Here is a 15,932-nt window from a genome sequence, read left to right on the forward strand (position 1 = left end):
AAGTTGCGTAAAGGAGCACTCTCATGCGAGTTCGTTCAGGCAAGAAGAAGCACGGCACCAACCTGCCCGGCAGGCAGGCACCGCAGCTTCCCCGCCAGATGCCCAAGATGCCGCAGCGGCCCATCGCCCCGCCGCGCCGCATCCCGCCCAAGGGCCGCTGATCTACGGGCAGATCGATTCATACGGCTCTCTCGGCAGGTGCCGCTGCCACTCCCTCCTGATGAAGGAGTCGCCCGCTACCGCGCAGACCGCCGGTAGCGGGTCGGAGGGAAGAGCGACGTCCCACAGGCGTACCAGGCCGTCCCTGCCCGTCGTGGCCAGCGTCTTCCCGTCCGGGGCGAACGCGACGTCGTAGACCTCTCGACCGTGGCCCATGAGGGGCTCGCCGACAGCCCGGTGGGTGGCGACGTCCCACAGCCTGATGGCTCCGCCGCTACCCACGGTGGCCAACGTGGCGCCGTCGGGGCTGAAGGCGATCGCCTGGATCGCGCTGCCGTCTCCCGCGAACGGGGCGCCGTGCGGACTTCCGGTGGCGGCGTCCCACAGCTGGACGAGTTCGGAAGGACTCTTCGTCGGATCCGCCGCCACCGTGGCCAGCACCTTGCCGTCGGGGCTGAAGGCCGCCATGTCCAGGTCGCTGTGCCCGTCGGTGAGCGGCCGGCCCAGGCGGCGGCGCGTCGTCAGATCCCACAGCGCGGCCTCGCCGTCGTTTCCCGTCGTGGCCAGTGTCCTCCCGTCAGGGCTGAAGGCGACGGAGTCGATGCCGGTGACGGGTGGCACGATCAGCGTCCCGTCAGGATCGTCCACCTGCGGCTTCTCCACGCCGTGGGCGGTCTCGATCACGCCTGCCGGCCCAAGGGTGCGCAGGTCCCACAGTCGCACGCGCTGGTCTCCGTGCGAGGTCGCCAGCCACCTGCCGTCAGGGCTCGCCGCCAGGCCTGAGATTCCGCTCGTGCCCGCGAGCGGCTCGCTGAGAGTACGGCCGTCCCACAGCACCACGCCCTCCCCGGTATTGAGGACCAGCCTCCTGCCGTCGGCGGTGAAGAGCATCGCGCCCGCTCCTGCCGGGAGGTCGCGGATGGGCCGTCTGGTACGCAGGTCCCAGAGCCTGACGCGCTCGGCGTCGGCCGCGGCCAGGGTGTGCCCGTCGGGGCTGATCGCGAGAGTGTCGAAGCCGGTGCCCTCGAGCCTGTCGAGCTGCCTGAAGGTCGACACGCGCCACATCATGGCCGCGTCGCTGCCTCTGCTGAGCAGTGTCCTGCCGTCCGAGCTGAAGGCGATCGACTGGATGGTGGCGGTGTGGCCGGTGAAGGGAGCTCCCAGCTGCTGTCCTGAGGACAGCTCCCAGATCCTGATCCTCCTGTCCTCGCCTGTGACCGCCAGCGTCCTGCCGTCAGGGCTGAAGGCGATGCCGGTGGCGTTGACGGAGATCGTCCTGCCCGAGGGCCAGATCCGGATCCGCTTCTCACCGACGACGGCCAGCGTCCTGCCGTCGGGACCGAACCGGACGCGGTAGTCACCTGTGTCCCCGGGGATCGGCGGGTACTCCGCGGCGGAGGACAGCGCCATCCTGCGGACAGGTTCGCCGTTCCTCCAGGTGGCGACGGTCTTCCAGTCGTCGCTGAAGGCGACCATGCGCTCGCCGAAACCGCGCACCAGGCGGCCCGTCGCGACGTCCCACACCCTGGTCACACCGTCCATGGTGGCCGTGGCCAGTTGCCTGCCGTCAGGGCTCAGGAAAATCGAGCCGATCCTTCACAGCGGCTCGAGACCGTCGGCGGCGGGGCGCTCGGCTGGGGCGGACTGACTGGAGTGGATCAGCCTGACCAGGAGATCGTGGGTCTTGCCGTGCTGGACGCGCTCCACCGCCTCCCGTCTGGCCGCCTGGGCCTCGAGCCGCTCGATCGCCGCCGTGACGTCCTTGGCGAGCGCGGCGAACTCCGCGAACCTGCGACCCAGCTCCATGAACAGGTCGCTGACGAACTCCTGCAGCCGCACGTCGTCGCGCGCCTCGGCCTCCCGCAACGCCGCGTCCATGGCGTCGATCCTGTGGAGCACACCGGCGATCTCCGCGCGGAGCTCGGCGGCCCTGGCGCCGCCCTCCTCCAGGATCCGCTCGATCGAGCCGGACAGGTCTCCCCGGATGGCCTGCATGGCCTGCCGCTCGTCGGCGGTCACCTTGTCACGCCAGGTGTCGGCGCCCCTGACGATCAGCTCGCTCAGGACGTTGGTGCCGACCCCTGAGACCGCGGCGATCGCCGCCGCCGCGACGGTCGTCCCCGTGACCGCCGTCAGCGCCAGTGGCGCGACGGCGCTGGCGGCGAGCGTCGCCAGCGTCACGTACGGCGCGCGGCGCTTCGCCCCGTCGGCCGCGAGCCTGACCCCGACGACGCCCAGCTGGAGGGATTCACCCGCCGAACGCGCCCAGGCGGCGACCTCCTGTCGCATTCTCTCGACGAGACGGGGGTCCTCGTTCATGATCGAATACTAGCCCGGACCGGCGTCGGCCGGCCCGGGCGAACGTCGAGTCAGAGGCGCTCGATGATCGTGACGTTGGCCTGGCCGCCGCCCTCGCACATCGTCTGCAGGCCGTAGCGGCCGCCGGTGCGCTCGAGCTCGTTCAGCAGCTTGGTCATCAGGATCGCGCCGGTGCCGCCCAGCGGGTGGCCGAGGGCGATCGCGCCGCCGTTCGGGTTGACCTTGGCCGGGTCGGCCCCGAGCTCGCGGATCCACGCCAGCGGCACGGGCGCGAACGCCTCGTTGATCTCCGTGACGTCGATGTCGTCGATCGACAGCCCGGCCTTCTTCAGCGCCTTCTGGGTCGCGGGGATGGGCGCCGTGAGCATGTAGACGGGGTCGTCGCCGGTGAGGGCGAGCTGGTGGATGCGGGCGCGCGGGGTGAGCCCGTGGTCGCGGACCGCCTGCTCGGAGGCGATGAGCAGCGCGCCAGAGCCGTCGGAGATCTGCGACGACGTGGCCGCGGTGATGACGCCGTCCTCCTTCAGCGTCTTGAGGCTCGCCATCTTCTCCAGGGTGGTGTCGGGGCGCGGACCCTCGTCGTCCTCCACGCCGTTGACCGGGACGATCTGGTCCCTGAAGTAGCCGTTCGCGATCGCCTTGGCCGCCCTCTGGTGCGACTCGAAGGCGAACTTCTCCAGCTCTTCGCGGGTCAGGCCCCACTTCTGGCACATCAGCTCCGCGCCGCGGAACTGGGAGATCTCCTGCTTGCCGTACCGCTCGACCCACATCTCGCCGAATGGGAAGGGCATGCCCTTCTCCAGGGCCGCGGTGATCGACGAGCCCATCGGGACGATGCTCATCGACTCGACGCCCGCCGCCACGACCAGATCCTGCGTGCCGGACAGCACGCCCTGCGCGGCGAAGTGGATGGACTGCTGGGACGAGCCGCACTGGCGGTCGATGGTGACGCCCGCGGTCGTCTCGGGCAGCCCCGCGCTCAGCCAGGCGTTGCGGGCGATGTCCATGCTCTGCGGGCCGAACTGCATGACGCAGCCCATGATGACGTCCTCGACGGCCGCCGGGTCCACGCCGGTCCTGTCCATGAGCGCCTTCAGCGTGCGCGCGGCCAGGTCGGTGGGGTGGACGGTGGAAAGGCCGCCCTTCTTCTTACCGACGGGGGTGCGGACCGCCCCGACGATGTATGCCTCTGCCACAGTGCCTCCCGGGTCAAAACCGAGCAACATTCGGTCAGTGAGAGGTTACAACAGAATGTTGCTCTGTGCCTGTGAGAGTCGCCTCACCCCAGCGTCTCCGCGGGGCTCTCCCTGTCCGCTCTCCGGCTCCAACCACCTTCCCGTACGGCTCCCGCCGGGTGAAGGCCACCGTGGGATGCCGGTTGCCGCCCGTCCATCACGCGTCCTCCAGCCCGACTTCGGTTCCCGCCGTCACGTCGCACCTGGATCCGGGCGACGTGACGGCGCCCGGCCGGAGTCGTGCTGGAGCGGCGTGATGGACGGGCGGTCAGGGGTGACGGCGGTGGGCTGGGGTGGGCCTGCCGTACGGGCAGGATCCGGGCCGCGGCGCGGCGGATCAGGAGCGGTGAGAACCGGTCATCGTCGCGTAGACGATGATGTTGTCGGTGTAGTGCCCCGTGCTGCGGTTGTAGGCGCCGCCACACGTGATCAGGTGCAGCTGCGCGTTGTCCTGGTCCCCGTAGACGCGCTGGGTCGGGAAGGTCGCCTTGCCTGTCTGCTCGACCCCGCCCACGGTGAACACCGCGGTCGTGCCGTCGCGTCGCTTCACCTCGATGACGTCGCCGTTGCGGATCTCGCCGAGCCTGCTGAACACCGCGCTTCTGGTCCTGGTGTCCTTGTGCCCCAGCATCACCGCGGGGCCCGCCTCACCCGCCGTGGAGCCGTGCCGGTACCAGCCGACCAGGTTCGGATTGTCGATCGGCGGGGTCTGGATCGCGCCCTTCCTGTCCACGCCGACCGACGAGACCGGCGCGTTGATGCCGAGCCGCTTGATGACCACCCTGAGCGGGTTCGAGGGCTGCATGGGCGGTGCGGGCACCACCTGGGGCAGCGGCGGCGGGGCCGTCGGGGGCGCCTCGAACAGCGCCTGCCTCGGCTGCCCCGAGGTGATCGCGTCGGGCTGGCTCGACAGCGACAGCGACTGCCGCCCCTCCGACAGGCCGTACTCCTCGGGGTTGAGCAGCATGAACACCAACCCCACGACCACGGTCAACACGCCCGCCACCGCGGCGAGGATCAGCGTGGACCGCAGGATTCTGCTGCCGCGATCGTCATAGGGCTCGGGGTAGTGCGGCGCCACGGGGGTCAACCCCTGGAGACGGAGCGGCGACGCAGGACCAGCCCGCCCGCCGCGGCGGCCAGCACGACCAGCGACCCGGTGAGCACGAACATCCGCCCGTCAGGCCCCATGTCCCCACCACCACCGGTCTCGGCGGCACCCTTGGGCGTCTTGGTCACCTTTCCGTTCCCCCCACCGACGGGGGTCTGGGTAACGGTCGCGGTGACGGTACGAGTGGGCTTGACACTGGCGCTGGTGCTCGCAGAGGGCGAAGGCGAGGGCGAAGGAGAGGTGCTCGCAGCGGTCACGGTGAAGGTGTGACTTTTCGGTACCGGGCTGGCCTGGACCGTGCACTTGTACTGGTACACGGAGGTCGACGTTCCGAAGTAAATGTCCGAAGCCTTCAACGTCACCGTGCCGGCCGTGGTCGGCTTCACCTTGAAGCTGACCGAGGGGAAGGTGATCGGCGAGCCGGCGGTGAGAGTGGTGAGCGCCGCCTCCGCGGTCACCGAGGTGCCGGAGACGCCTGCCCCGCTCACAGAGGCGGTGGCGATGAACTTCGCTCCTGTGGTGAACCCGCCCGTGGGCACCGTCAACTGCCCACCCGTGTAGGTGGCGGGGACGGTCTGCTCCTCGTTGGCCTTGGCCGCTGTCGGCAGGGTCATGGCCACAGTGATAGTGGCGTCCTTCGGGTCCCCACTGCTCTGCGTGGCGCACTTGTAGGAGACTGTGTCGCCGCCCGTGCCTCCGCCCCCACCGGTGTTGACCGGGATCACCATGCTCGGTGCAGTTCCCGTCGTAGGCGGAACATACGTGCATTCCGTCTCATCCGATGTCGACAGCGTGAAGAAGAGGCTGCCGCCAGTAGCGACCGGCACCGGAGTCACCGTCAACTGGCCGGCCGTCGTGGGAGCGGTGAACGTGCCCAGAAGCTCTGGAACGGTCGAGAACTCTTGGTCCTTATTGAGGGCGGGCACAGGAACAGCCGTCTTCTGCGCAGTCACTGTCGGAGAGGCGATGGTCGCCACGTTGACATCGCCCTCGATGGTCATCGTGCCAGCAGTCACTGTCCGCCCCGCCTTGGGCTTGACCGTAAAGGCCCACTTGAGCTCGACGGATCCACCCGGTGCCACGGACTCGGGCCCGCTGATGGTCGCTGTCACTGGATTGCCACCGAACGGTCCGTCTACGCAGTTGAACGTGACCGTCATCGACGGTGCCGCAGCGACCTCAGCCGCTGCCTCGGCGGGCGAGGCCAGACCGACTATCGACCCGACGAAGAGAGCCAGCGTTCCCGCGAGGCCCAGGGCGGAGGTCTTCAGGGCGAGGCGGCGCCGCGCCTTTGACTTCTGCACTGTCTCTCTCCGTTCCAAACACAGCTAGTGACCGACTGCAACTGGCGTAACAGGATCCCAGTCCTTGGTCACGGTTCGGTAGAGATCCTACGAACTCTCCCTGTGAATCGTCATCAAACTTCCAATATCCGCCCAAATTTCCCTGCCCGTTATCCCTTCTTCTTGGACAGGGTGGCGTAGACGATGACGTTGTCGTCGTAGTGGCCGTTCGCGCCGACCATCCCGCCGCAGGTGATCAGCCGCAGCTGGGAGTTGGTGACGTTGCCGTAGACGCGCTTGGTCGGGAAGGCCGACTTCTTGACCTGCTCGATCCCGCTCACCGTGAAGCGGGTGACCTTGCCGTCGGACCTGTAGACGTAGATGAAGTCGCCCTTCGCGAGCTCCTTCAGCCGCCTGAACACCGCGGCGCCGCTCTTGGTGGTGACGTGCCCGTTGATGATCGCCGGGCCCTTCTCGCCGGGGACCGGGCTGAAGCGGTACCAGCCGGTCAGGTTCGGCTTGCTCGTCGGCGGGGCCTGGAGCTCGCCCTTGGAGTCGACGGTGACCCCGCCGATCGGCGCGTTCACCTGGATCTTGGGGATGCGGATGCGGGTCGGCTTCGCCTTCTTGGCGGTGGGCTTGATCGGCGCCACGACCGCACCGGCAGGGGCGGGCGGGGGCGCGCTCAGCACGGCGGGGGCCAGCGGCTTGTTCGGCCCGCCAGGACCGACGCTCGGCAGGACGAACGCGTTGGCCACGTTGTACATGCCGACGGTCTCGCCGCCCTGGCCGGATTGGGCCATCGGCACGGCGCCGTCGGAGCCGTCGTCCACCGGGGTGATGAAAGCCAGCAGGCCGGCCATGATGGTCGCCACGCCGCCAAGCGACCCGGCGATCAGCAGCCCGGGAAGGGCCCTGTTCAGCAGCGACTTCTGCTCGGTCATGATCCGCCCCTCCCTCTAACGCCGGTTCCCGGCGTGCGCGGCGCGCCGCCGTCTCATCACGACCCCGCCCGCCGCGCTCCCGAGGAGCAGCACGGACCCGCCTGCCAGCAGGGCGTACGGCTGCTGCAAGGCCACGGGCGCTTCCCCGGACGGCACACCGCCGAAGGGCGTCTTCTTCACCTGGGCCGCGACGTAGTTGGTCGCGGTCGGCCCCGAAGACGGCTTGGGCGTGGCGGTGGGGGTGGTGGTGGCCACGTTGCCGTGAACCGTGACGAGTCTGTCGGCCACGGTCCTGTCGTCGTGGTGGTTGTTGTTGCCGTTGTTGTTGTTCTGACCGGGTGGCGTGGTCGTCGGCGTGGAAGTCGGTGACTTGCTGGGCGTGACCGACGGCGAGGGCTGCCCCGTGGTGGGCGTGTCCGTCGGCGACGGACCTGGTCTGTCCTTGACCGTCACGTCGATCGACACCGGGCCGCTCACGATCTTGCAGGTGGCCCGGTGGAAGTCCGTGGGCACCGCGTCCTTGTTCGTGATCACCCGGAAGGCGTCGAGCCACGCCTTCCTCGTCGACGCGTTCGTGATCTTGATCTTGTGCTCGCCGTACGGGAGCCCGTTCAGCTCCCACAACGTGTGCCCGCCGTTGTGCACCTCGTTGACCGGGTCGCCGATGGCGTTCTTCGAGGGGTCCACGGACCCCCGCACCCCGCCGTCGAGCTCGATCTCGACCGGACCGCCCTCGTGGTCTCGAGGCCCCACGTACTGCACACCCGTGCCGACGAACTTGAGCTCTGCCCAGGCGTACTGGCTGGAGGTCTCGTGGTAGTCGTTGTGGATGTGATTCTCCGACCTCGGACGGTCGTCGAACGGCGTCCAGCCGGGCCCGTAGGTGATCACGTGGCCGCGCGGGTTGTCGATGTCGTTGCCGTCGTTGACGTTCGCCTCACCGTTCGGCGGCGCGAAGTCGACGACGATGTCCTTGGGCTCGATCTTGATCACGCCCGGCTTGTTGAGCAGCCCCGGGTCGGAGATCCCCGCGGGCAGCGGCAGCTCCTTGTCGTACTGGAGTCCCTGCGCGATCGTGGTCGCACCCGTTGGCTGCAGGATGTTCTGCCAGGCACCGGCGATCTGGACGTTGCCCATGATGTTCATCACCGAGCCGCCGGCGTAGTAGCCGGGCGAGGTGAAACGGCTGGCGTCCTTGTAGGCGAGCGACCACTTGAGGTCGAGCGCCCCGCCGACGACGAGGTCGGTCGCGAACGTCAACCTGGTCCTGAGCCGGACGGGCGCGTACTTCGCGATGCTGGACGGGCCGGTACCCGAGCACTCGTAGTCGATGACCAGATCCGCGGGGGCCGCCGAGGCGGGGGCCGTCGGCAACAGCACGCAGGCGGCTGCGGTAAGCCCCACCGATCCGGCTGCTAAAGCGCTGCGCCACCGAGCCACGGCACACTCCGATCTCCCAGAAACCAAGAGCAGATCTTAAGGTTTCAATCACCTGCTACACAGGAGAAAACCGGCATCCGGCGACACTTGTGATGAACCCGTGTCCGACCTTGTGCTCGGGACTGGCTGGCCCCGCTCGGTCCCTCAGATCGATCACGCTGGCGCACGCCTCCGGCCACCTCGGAGAGATAGGAGTATAGTTCGGCGAAGTGTACTCCTATCTTTAAGGAGCGGCATGATCCCCAAGCCGAAGCGTGTCTTCGCACGGGACTTCGAGTGGCGCCATCTGTCGGCCTTCGCAGAGCGGACAGCGTCGAAGCCCCAACTGGGTGTCGTGAGCGGGCGTCGGCGACAGGGAAAGACGTTCCTGATCGAGGCGCTCGCCAGAGAGGTCGGAGGGCTCTATTTCGGCGCGACAGAGGCGACAGAGACGGAGTCCCTTCGCCTGTTCTCCCAAGCACTGGCGGACTACACACAAGCTGCGGTTCCCTACCGGTTCGCCGACTGGGATGAGGCGATCAGGCAGCTTTTCGCGATCGGTGCCGAGAGACGCGCCCTGATCGTGATCGACGAGTTCCCCTATCTGAGCAAGGTCTCGCCCGCACTGCCCTCGATCATCCAGCGCGAGATCGACCGTGCCGTCTCGAGAGAGACTCCTGTCTCCCTACTCCTGTGCGGCTCGGCGATGTCGGTCATGGGCGGCCTGCTCTCGGGAAGCGCTCCTCTTCGTGGCCGTGCTTCGATGGAACTGGTCGTGCGTCCCTTCGATTACCGGCTTGCGGCTCGATACTGGCGCCTCGACGATCCCCGGCTCGCCGTGCTCGTTCACACGGTGGTCGGCGGAACACCTGCCTATCTGCGCTTCGTCAACGACGAGACCCCTTCGGAGCTGGGAGACTTCGACGACTGGGTGCAAAGCACCGTGTTGGATCCTGGCACGCCCCTGTTCCGCGAAGCCCGCTATCTCATGGAGGAGGAGGCGGATGTACGGGACACCGCCCTCTACCACTCCGTGCTCGCCGCTGTCGCCAACGGCAACGCGACCCGAGGTGGGATAGCCGGCTACATCGGTCGCAAGGCCGCCGACATCGGCCACCACCTCAACGTCCTCGAGGACAGCTGTCTGCTGCGTCGCGAGATCGACGTCTTCCGCCCCGGCCGTTCCGTCTACCGTGTCTGCGAGCCGCTGATCAGCTTCTACCAGGTCGTCATGCGCCCCCGGTGGTCCCTGCTGGAGAGCGGCCGAGCGGGGGCCGTGTGGCGGGATGCGCGCGCCCGGTTCACCGCTCAGGTGGTCGGTCCTCACTTCGAGGACATGTGCCGCTCCTTCGCGCGAACGGAGTCGCTCTTCGGCGAGCTGCCGGGCGAGGTCGGCGCTGGGGTGGTGGCCGACACAGCCCGCCGTAGCCAGATAGAGGTGGATGTCGCCGTCTTCGCCGCGACCGAGGCAGGAGAGCCGCGCAGGATTCTCTCGCTCGGGGAAGTGAAGTGGGGCACCCGCATGGGAAGCGGTCACGTCGATCGGCTCGGGCGGGCGCGGGACCTGCTCGCCGCGAAGGGATACGACGTGCGGGACACCGCCCTCACCCTGTACGGCGGGGCCGGATTCGACCAGGGTCTGACCGGCGCACGGACCTTCGGCCTGGAGGAGCTGTACTCAGGCTAGGCGGGGCGGGACAGGTCCATGGTCCAGTTGGCGCGCCAGCTCGCCCCTTCGTCGTAGGAGAACGACTGCTCCCAGCGGGCGGTCTCGGGTGTCGGGCGGGTCCACTCGAAGCGGACCTTCACCGGCAGCCCTCCGAGCACGTCGTCGCAGACGAACTCGCCGCGCCCGTCGCGCCAGGCTCCTTCCACCGGCGGGTCGAGCTGCCCCGGCTGGCGGGTGGAGGCCCACCAGATGCGCCACACACCGGCCTCCGGATCGAACTGGCGGAGGGTGAACCCCTCGAAGGTGTCGGCGTGGAAGCGGTCGATGTGCCCGAGGCCGCCGAGGATGGGCTCGGCGTGCGCGGTGGCCTCGAACTCCACCCACTCGGAGCAGGCGGGGTCGGTGACGTCGACGAGTTTGCGGTTGCGCACCCGCCAGTCGCCGAAGATGAAGTCGAAGTCGTGACGGCCGTCGGAGGAAGGGCTCAACGTCTGCTCCTTGTCGGGGGGTGGCCCACTCTAGGGAGCCGCTCCGACAGTTTCCGCCTGCCGTACGAATGACCAGAATTGTATTCTGTTGCCGTACCCCAGCATGGAGGCGACTGATGCAGCGAGACCTCTTCGAGGAGGAGCACCTGCTCTTCCAGGAGACCGTCCGAGAGTTCATGGCCCGCGAGGTCCTCCCCCACCACGCCCAGTGGGAGAAAGACGGCATCGTGCCGAGGGAGGTCTGGAAGAAGGCCGGCGAGCTCGGCATGTTCGGTTTCTCCGTGCCCGAGGAGTACGGCGGCGCGGGCATCACCGACTTCCGCTACAACGCGGTGATCGTCGAGGAGATCATCAGGACCGGCGCGTCCGGCCTGGGCTTCTCCTTGCACAACGACGTGATGGCCCCCTACCTGGTCGACCTCACCAACGACGAGCAGAAGCAGCGCTGGCTGCCCGGGTTCGTCTCCGGTGAGCTGATCACCGCGATCGCGATGACCGAGCCCGGAGCGGGCAGCGACCTGCAGGGCATCAGGACCACGGCGGTGCGCGAGGGCGACCACTACGTGGTCAACGGACAGAAGACGTTCATCACCAACGGCATCAACGCCGACCTCGTCGTGCTGGTGGCCAAGACCGATCCCTCGGCGGGGGCGAGGGGCACGACGCTGCTCGTCGTCGAGCGCGGCATGGAGGGCTTCGGCCGAGGCAGGAACCTCGACAAGATCGGCATGAAGGCGCAGGACACCGCCGAGCTGTTCTTCGAGAACGTGCGGGTGCCCGTGGCCAACCGGCTGGGTGAGGAGGACGGCCAGGGCTTCTTCCAGCTCATGAACAACCTGCCACAGGAGCGCATGTCGATCGCCGTCGCGGCCGTGGCGGCGGCGGAGGCGGTGCTGGAGCAGACGATCGAGTACTGCAAGACCCGGCAGGCCTTCGGCCGCACTATCGGCAGCTTCCAGAACACCAGGTTCGTGCTCGCCGAGCTCGCCACCGAGACCGAGATCGCCCGCCACTTCGTCGACAAGTGCGTCGTCGCGCTCAACGCGGGGCAGCTGTCGGCCGTCGACGCGGCCAAGGCGAAGTGGTGGACCACGGAGCTGCAGAACAAGGTGATCGACCGCTGCCTGCAGCTGCACGGCGGCTACGGCTACATGATGGAGTACCCGGTCGCCAAGGCCTGGGTGGACAGCAGGGTGCAGACGATCTACGGCGGAACCACGGAGATCATGAAGGAGATTATCGGCCGCTCCTTCGGCTTCTAGACCATACTGGTTCATATGGACGGCGGCCTGATCCTCCTGGTCTTCCTGGCGTTGCTGTTCGCCTGGGCGCTCAACCGCGTGCGCAGAGCGCTGCGCCTCGGCCCCGTCGGCTACGTCGGCGTGGTCGTCGTCTTCGTCATCGTCATGCTGGCGATCTGGGGTCAGACGCTTCGAGGATGACCCTGGCGACCAGCTCGGGGTCGTCGCTCATCGGCACGTGCCCGCAGCCCTTGAGCAGCTTCACCCGCTGGTTCGACCAGCGGGCCGCCCGTACGGCCTGCCGCCGGAGCAGCAGCCGGTCGTGCTCACCCCACGCGATCGTGATCGGCGACTTCGGCGGCGCGGGCGGCATCATGCCCGTGAAGGAGTCGAGCGTCTCGTTGAAGCCTGGAGCCGAGGCGAGCGCCTCGGTGGCGGCGGCCAGGGCGACGCGTCCGAGCCGCGAGGGATGGGCGACGAGCAGGCCCGCGCCGAGGAAACCCAGCGGCTCGGAGCCCAGCAGCCGCGACAGCGCCCCAGAGCCCGGAGCCTCGGCCCCTTCAGCGGCGCCGCCCTCCGCCGAGGCTCGCATGGCGCGCAGCACGCTCTGGCACCACAGCAGCTCCGCCCTCGACCAGAACCCGGCAGGGGAGATCGCGGTGGCGGTGCGGACCACTCCGCGGGAGGCCAGCTCCAGCGCGATGTAGCCGCCGAGGGAGTTGCCCGCCACGTGCGGCTCGCGCACGTCGAGCATCGCGCAGAACGACTCCACCGCGTCGGCCAGCGACTCGGCCGTGTACGGCGTGCCGGGCGGCAGCCCCTGAGACCTCCCGAACCCCGGCAGGTCCACCGCGATCACATCACGCGAGGCGGCGAGGCGGTCCATGACCGGAAGCCACGCCTGCCAGTGGTGGCCGATGCCGTGGACGAGGATCAGCGGCGGGCCGTGACCGCGCCGCTCGAAGGCCAGCTCCATGGCAACGAGTCAATCACTACCTGCTACGCGTGGGAATCTCGAACCAGACCGCTTTGCCTTCCTTGGTGGGTCTGGAGCCCCAGCGCTTGGCGAGCTGGTCGACCAGGTAGAGCCCTCGGCCGCCCTCGTCGTTCTCGCCGGCGCTGCGGATGCGCGGCAGGCGCAGGTCCTGGTCGAAGACCTCGACCCACACCGACTCCTCGCCCCTGCGCAGCCTGAGGGTGAACTCCTTGTCGCTGACGAGCTCCTCCTCGAAGCCCGGCACGTCCCATGACTCCTCGAACGGCAGCGGCGGCCCCTCGACCACCAGCTCCCTGCGCGGGATGCTCGCGGTGGCGGCGTGCAGGACGACGTTGGTGACCACCTCGGAGACCAGCAGGCAGGCCAGCTCGGCGCGTTCGTCGGGCACGTTCCACCCGGAGAAGGCCTCGGCCGCCATGCGCCTGGCCTCGCCGACCATGATCGGCTGGGCGGGGAAGGTGCGCTCCTCGACGTCGAGGTCGACGGGGCTGGCGCGCAGCACGAGGATGGCCATGTCGTCGTCGATCTCGCCTGGCACCGCGCGGGTGGCGGTGTCGGCGATGCGCTCGACGTTCTCCTTGGTGCAGGCGGCGAGCTTCTCCTGCAGGATGCCCAGGGTCTCCTCGTCGGAGGGCATCCTGCCGCCGAAGTCGCGACCGGGACGCCGGTCGACGAGGCCGTCGGTGTAGAGGACCAGCGCGGCGCCCGGCGGCAACGTGCGGGTCTCCTCCTTGTAGACCAGATCGGCGTGCATGCCCTTGGCACGCACGCCGAGGGGCTGGCCGACCTCCTCGATGCTCATCTCCAGGCACTGGCCGTCGTGCAGCAGCAGGGGGGGCGCGTGGCCCGCGTTGGCGAAGGACAGCTGGCGCGACCAGGCGTCGTAGACGAGGTACTGGCAGGTGACGATGGGCGGCACGCTGATGTCGGCGCCCGACTCGTCCTGCTCGGGGGTGGCGATGATGCGGGTCCACTCGTCGAGCCTGGCCAGGATGTCGGCGGGCGGCTTGTCGTCCTGGGCGAAGGCGCGCAGAGCGGCGCGCAGCTGGCCCATGATGGCCGCCGCCTTGGCGCCGCGGCCCTCCACGTCGCCGATGACGATGCCGACCCTGCCGGCCGACAGCGGGATCACGTCGTACCAGTCGCCGCCGACCTGGGTCTGGATGCCCTGGCCGTGAGAGGCGAGCGGGGCCGCCGGGTAGTAGCGGACGGCTATGTCGAGGCCGTCGAGCGCGGGCAGGGCCCTGGGCAGCAGGTGCTTCTGGAAGGACTCGGCGGTGTGCCGCTCCTCCTCGAACAGCAGCGCGTTGTCGACGGCGAGCGCGACGCGGGTGGCGATGGCGCCGACGAAGTCACGGTCGAAGGCGTCGTAGTGGGGGCTGCGCCGGTCGGTGAGGTTGGACAGGCCGAGGTACATCAGGCCGAGCGTCTCGCCGCGCACGCACAGCGGGGCGACCACCGCGGAGGTCATGCCGATCTCGCCGCACAGCCGGGCGCTGCCCTCGTGGGGGCTGGGGAAATTGCTGGAGGCGAAGTCTTCGACCAGGATCGTCTCCTGGCGGCGCATCGCGGTGTCGGCGTAGTGGCCCGCCGGATAGCGGATCTCCGAGCCCACCGACTTCCAGGTGTCGGGCGGCGGGTTCCAGCCCTGCACGTGCTGGGAGACCCTGCGCACCAGCCGCTCACCCTCCATCAGTTCGATGAAGCAGTGGTCGGCGAACTGCGGCACCAGCATCTCGGCGACCCGCTTGAGCGTCTCCTCGACGTAGAGGGAGCCCGCCAGCCGCTCACCGATGCGTTCGAGCAGGCCGAAGCGGTCCTTCTCGCGCTCGTTGCTGCGCATGGCCTCGCGGGCGGTGATCACGATGCCCGTCACCGACCCGGAGTCGTGACGCAGCGGCACCGCCTGGGCTCTGACGTAGATCATGGTGCCGTCGCCGCGCTTGACGTCGAAGGTGCCCTCCCACACGCCGCCCTTGAGCACGTGCTTGGCGAGCTCGACGGCGAGCGGGTGATCCTTCTCCATGATGCCGAGCGAGAGGACGGAGCCCTCCCGCACCGACCCCTTGCCCTGGCGCCCGAACAACTTCTCCGCGAACGGATTCCAGTACAGGAGGTTGCTGAAACGATCCGTCACCACGACGGCCATCTCCGCGTGGTCGAGGACCGCTGACGCCGACAAGAAGTCGACCGCTTCCTGAGACAAATCCCCCCAGCGTTTCATCCGGAGACCACTCCTCGGGGAGGCATGTGCGCAAAGCGAACCACGGGCGCTCCTGCAACAGTCGTGTCCGGGGAGTGGAGGGACTCCCATCTGGGATTCAACCAAGCAGCAGCGCCGTCGTCAGCGCATCGAGACGAATACGTGCGCGGCGATCTCACGCGGAAGCTCCGCGGGAGTCTCTGTCGCGTCGTTATCACCTGTCACCCGCACACCGTCGTCGCTCGCCGCGAGCGTCACCTCGCGTCCGGGTTGTATCCCAACTTGCTTGAGTTTAAGCATCACAGCGGGATCGCTTTGCACTTGTTCGCTAATTCGACGCACGACTACGGGTACTTCTCTGGGTCCTGCGAGGTCAGCCATGCAAGGGAAGGTCTGCCACGCGTCGCCCTGTGGCCCCTGCGCGCCGAGCTCCTCCAGACCTGGGATGGGGTTGCCGTGGGGGTCGACCGTCGGATTGTCGAGCAGCTTCACCAGCCGCTCCTCGACCGACTCCGACATCACGTGCTCCCAGCGGCAGGCCTCGATGTGCACCTCCTCCCACGGCAGGCCGATGACCTGGGTCAGCAGGCACTCGGCGAGGCGATGTTTGCGCATGACGCGCGTGGCGAGGGTGCGGCCGAGGTCGGTCATGGCCAGATGGCGGTCGCCCTCCACCCTGACCAGCCCGTCGCGCTCCATGCGCGCCACGGTCTGGCTGACGGTGGGACCACTTTGCTGGAGCCGCTCCGCGATGCGCGCACGAAGGGGAACGATCCCCTCTTCCTCGAGTTCGTAGATCGTACGGAGATACATCTCCGTCGTGTCGATCAAGCCGTGTGCGGTCAAGGCTCCTCCCGTCCTGAA

15 protein-coding genes are annotated in these 15,932 nt (G+C 68.5%); 4 read left to right on the top strand and 11 right to left on the bottom strand.

Annotated features, from left to right (window positions below):
- Positions 1-23: 23 nt before the first annotated feature.
- The gene (locus FHR33_RS22235; protein WP_183650979.1) at positions 24-161 is read left to right on the top strand and encodes a hypothetical protein; all 138 of its coding nucleotides are present in this window, start codon (positions 24-26) and stop codon (positions 159-161) included.
- Between the two features lies 1 nt (position 162).
- Here FHR33_RS22235 and FHR33_RS22240 read toward each other — a convergent pair whose 3' ends face one another.
- The 7 genes from FHR33_RS22240 to FHR33_RS22270 all read right to left on the bottom strand — a co-directional run bounded on the left by FHR33_RS22240 (position 163) and on the right by FHR33_RS22270 (position 8,455).
- Entirely contained in the window at positions 163-1,752 is a 1,590-nt protein-coding gene (locus FHR33_RS22240) for a WD40 repeat domain-containing protein (protein WP_376773291.1), read from the bottom strand.
- Positions 1,753-1,755: 3 nt separating this feature from the next.
- Positions 1,756-2,478 (bottom strand): hypothetical protein, encoded by a 723-nt coding sequence (locus FHR33_RS22245; protein WP_183650985.1) that lies wholly within the window; start codon positions 2,476-2,478, stop codon positions 1,756-1,758.
- A 50-nt stretch (positions 2,479-2,528) separates the two neighbouring features.
- Positions 2,529-3,674, bottom strand: coding sequence for an acetyl-CoA C-acetyltransferase (locus tag FHR33_RS22250; RefSeq protein ID WP_183650988.1), 1,146 nt, complete (start codon positions 3,672-3,674; stop codon positions 2,529-2,531).
- 376 nt (positions 3,675-4,050) lie between these two features.
- Complete coding sequence (locus tag FHR33_RS22255) at positions 4,051-4,794, bottom strand: class F sortase (RefSeq protein ID WP_312895663.1); 744 nt, start codon at positions 4,792-4,794, stop codon at positions 4,051-4,053.
- 5 nt (positions 4,795-4,799) lie between these two features.
- A complete protein-coding gene (locus tag FHR33_RS22260) occupies positions 4,800-6,128 on the bottom strand; it encodes a hypothetical protein (protein WP_183650991.1) in 1,329 nt (442 codons plus the stop codon).
- Positions 6,129-6,277: 149 nt separating this feature from the next.
- Entirely contained in the window at positions 6,278-7,051 is a 774-nt protein-coding gene (locus FHR33_RS22265) for a class F sortase (protein ID WP_183650994.1), read from the bottom strand.
- Between the two features lie 15 nt (positions 7,052-7,066).
- Positions 7,067-8,455 (bottom strand): hypothetical protein, encoded by a 1,389-nt coding sequence (locus FHR33_RS22270; protein WP_183660640.1) that lies wholly within the window; start codon positions 8,453-8,455, stop codon positions 7,067-7,069.
- 271 nt (positions 8,456-8,726) lie between these two features.
- Here FHR33_RS22270 and FHR33_RS22275 point away from each other — a divergent pair, with 271 nt between their 5' ends.
- Positions 8,727-10,157 (top strand): ATP-binding protein, encoded by a 1,431-nt coding sequence (locus FHR33_RS22275; protein ID WP_183650997.1) that lies wholly within the window; start codon positions 8,727-8,729, stop codon positions 10,155-10,157.
- On the opposite strand, the gene FHR33_RS22280 is transcribed toward FHR33_RS22275, so the two are convergent.
- Positions 10,154-10,627, bottom strand: coding sequence for a hypothetical protein (locus FHR33_RS22280; protein WP_183651000.1), 474 nt, complete (start codon positions 10,625-10,627; stop codon positions 10,154-10,156). The genes FHR33_RS22275 and FHR33_RS22280 overlap by 4 nt on opposite strands.
- A gap of 116 nt (positions 10,628-10,743) precedes the next feature.
- Between FHR33_RS22280 and FHR33_RS22285 the strand changes: the two genes are divergently transcribed.
- Both FHR33_RS22285 and FHR33_RS22290 read left to right on the top strand, forming a co-directional pair.
- The gene (locus FHR33_RS22285) at positions 10,744-11,889 is read left to right on the top strand and encodes an acyl-CoA dehydrogenase family protein (protein ID WP_183651003.1); all 1,146 of its coding nucleotides are present in this window, start codon (positions 10,744-10,746) and stop codon (positions 11,887-11,889) included.
- A gap of 15 nt (positions 11,890-11,904) precedes the next feature.
- Complete coding sequence (locus tag FHR33_RS22290) at positions 11,905-12,069, top strand: hypothetical protein (protein WP_183651005.1); 165 nt, start codon at positions 11,905-11,907, stop codon at positions 12,067-12,069.
- Here FHR33_RS22290 and FHR33_RS22295 read toward each other — a convergent pair.
- The 3 genes from FHR33_RS22295 to FHR33_RS22305 form a co-directional block, all read right to left on the bottom strand.
- On the bottom strand, positions 12,032-12,844 hold the full coding sequence (locus FHR33_RS22295; RefSeq protein ID WP_183651007.1) for an alpha/beta fold hydrolase: 813 nt from the start codon (positions 12,842-12,844) through the stop codon (positions 12,032-12,034). The two genes, FHR33_RS22290 and FHR33_RS22295, sit on opposite strands and share 38 nt — an antisense overlap.
- A 16-nt stretch (positions 12,845-12,860) precedes the next feature.
- The gene (locus tag FHR33_RS22300; RefSeq protein WP_183651009.1) at positions 12,861-15,089 is read right to left on the bottom strand and encodes an ATP-binding SpoIIE family protein phosphatase; all 2,229 of its coding nucleotides are present in this window, start codon (positions 15,087-15,089) and stop codon (positions 12,861-12,863) included.
- Between the two features lie 120 nt (positions 15,090-15,209).
- Entirely contained in the window at positions 15,210-15,914 is a 705-nt protein-coding gene (locus tag FHR33_RS22305; RefSeq protein WP_281388171.1) for an iron-dependent transcriptional repressor DtxR, read from the bottom strand.
- Positions 15,915-15,932: the final 18 nt, after the last annotated feature.

The organism is Nonomuraea dietziae (assembly GCF_014195505.1).
Classification (GTDB): domain Bacteria; phylum Actinomycetota; class Actinomycetes; order Streptosporangiales; family Streptosporangiaceae; genus Nonomuraea; species Nonomuraea roseola.

What these genes read in the sequence shown, in the direction of transcription:
- FHR33_RS22235 (WP_183650979.1), top strand. Translation starts at nt 24, where the DNA reads ATGCGAGTTCGTTCAGGCAAGAAGAAGCACGGCACCAACCTGCCCGGC.
- FHR33_RS22245 (WP_183650985.1), bottom strand. Translation starts at nt 2,478, where the DNA reads ATGAACGAGGACCCCCGTCTCGTCGAGAGAATGCGACAGGAGGTCGCC.
- FHR33_RS22265 (WP_183650994.1), bottom strand. Translation starts at nt 7,051, where the DNA reads ATGACCGAGCAGAAGTCGCTGCTGAACAGGGCCCTTCCCGGGCTGCTG.
- FHR33_RS22275 (WP_183650997.1), top strand. Translation starts at nt 8,727, where the DNA reads ATGATCCCCAAGCCGAAGCGTGTCTTCGCACGGGACTTCGAGTGGCGC.
- FHR33_RS22285 (WP_183651003.1), top strand. Translation starts at nt 10,744, where the DNA reads ATGCAGCGAGACCTCTTCGAGGAGGAGCACCTGCTCTTCCAGGAGACC.
- FHR33_RS22290 (WP_183651005.1), top strand. Translation starts at nt 11,905, where the DNA reads ATGGACGGCGGCCTGATCCTCCTGGTCTTCCTGGCGTTGCTGTTCGCC.
- FHR33_RS22295 (WP_183651007.1), bottom strand. Translation starts at nt 12,844, where the DNA reads ATGGAGCTGGCCTTCGAGCGGCGCGGTCACGGCCCGCCGCTGATCCTC.
- FHR33_RS22300 (WP_183651009.1), bottom strand. Translation starts at nt 15,089, where the DNA reads ATGAAACGCTGGGGGGATTTGTCTCAGGAAGCGGTCGACTTCTTGTCG.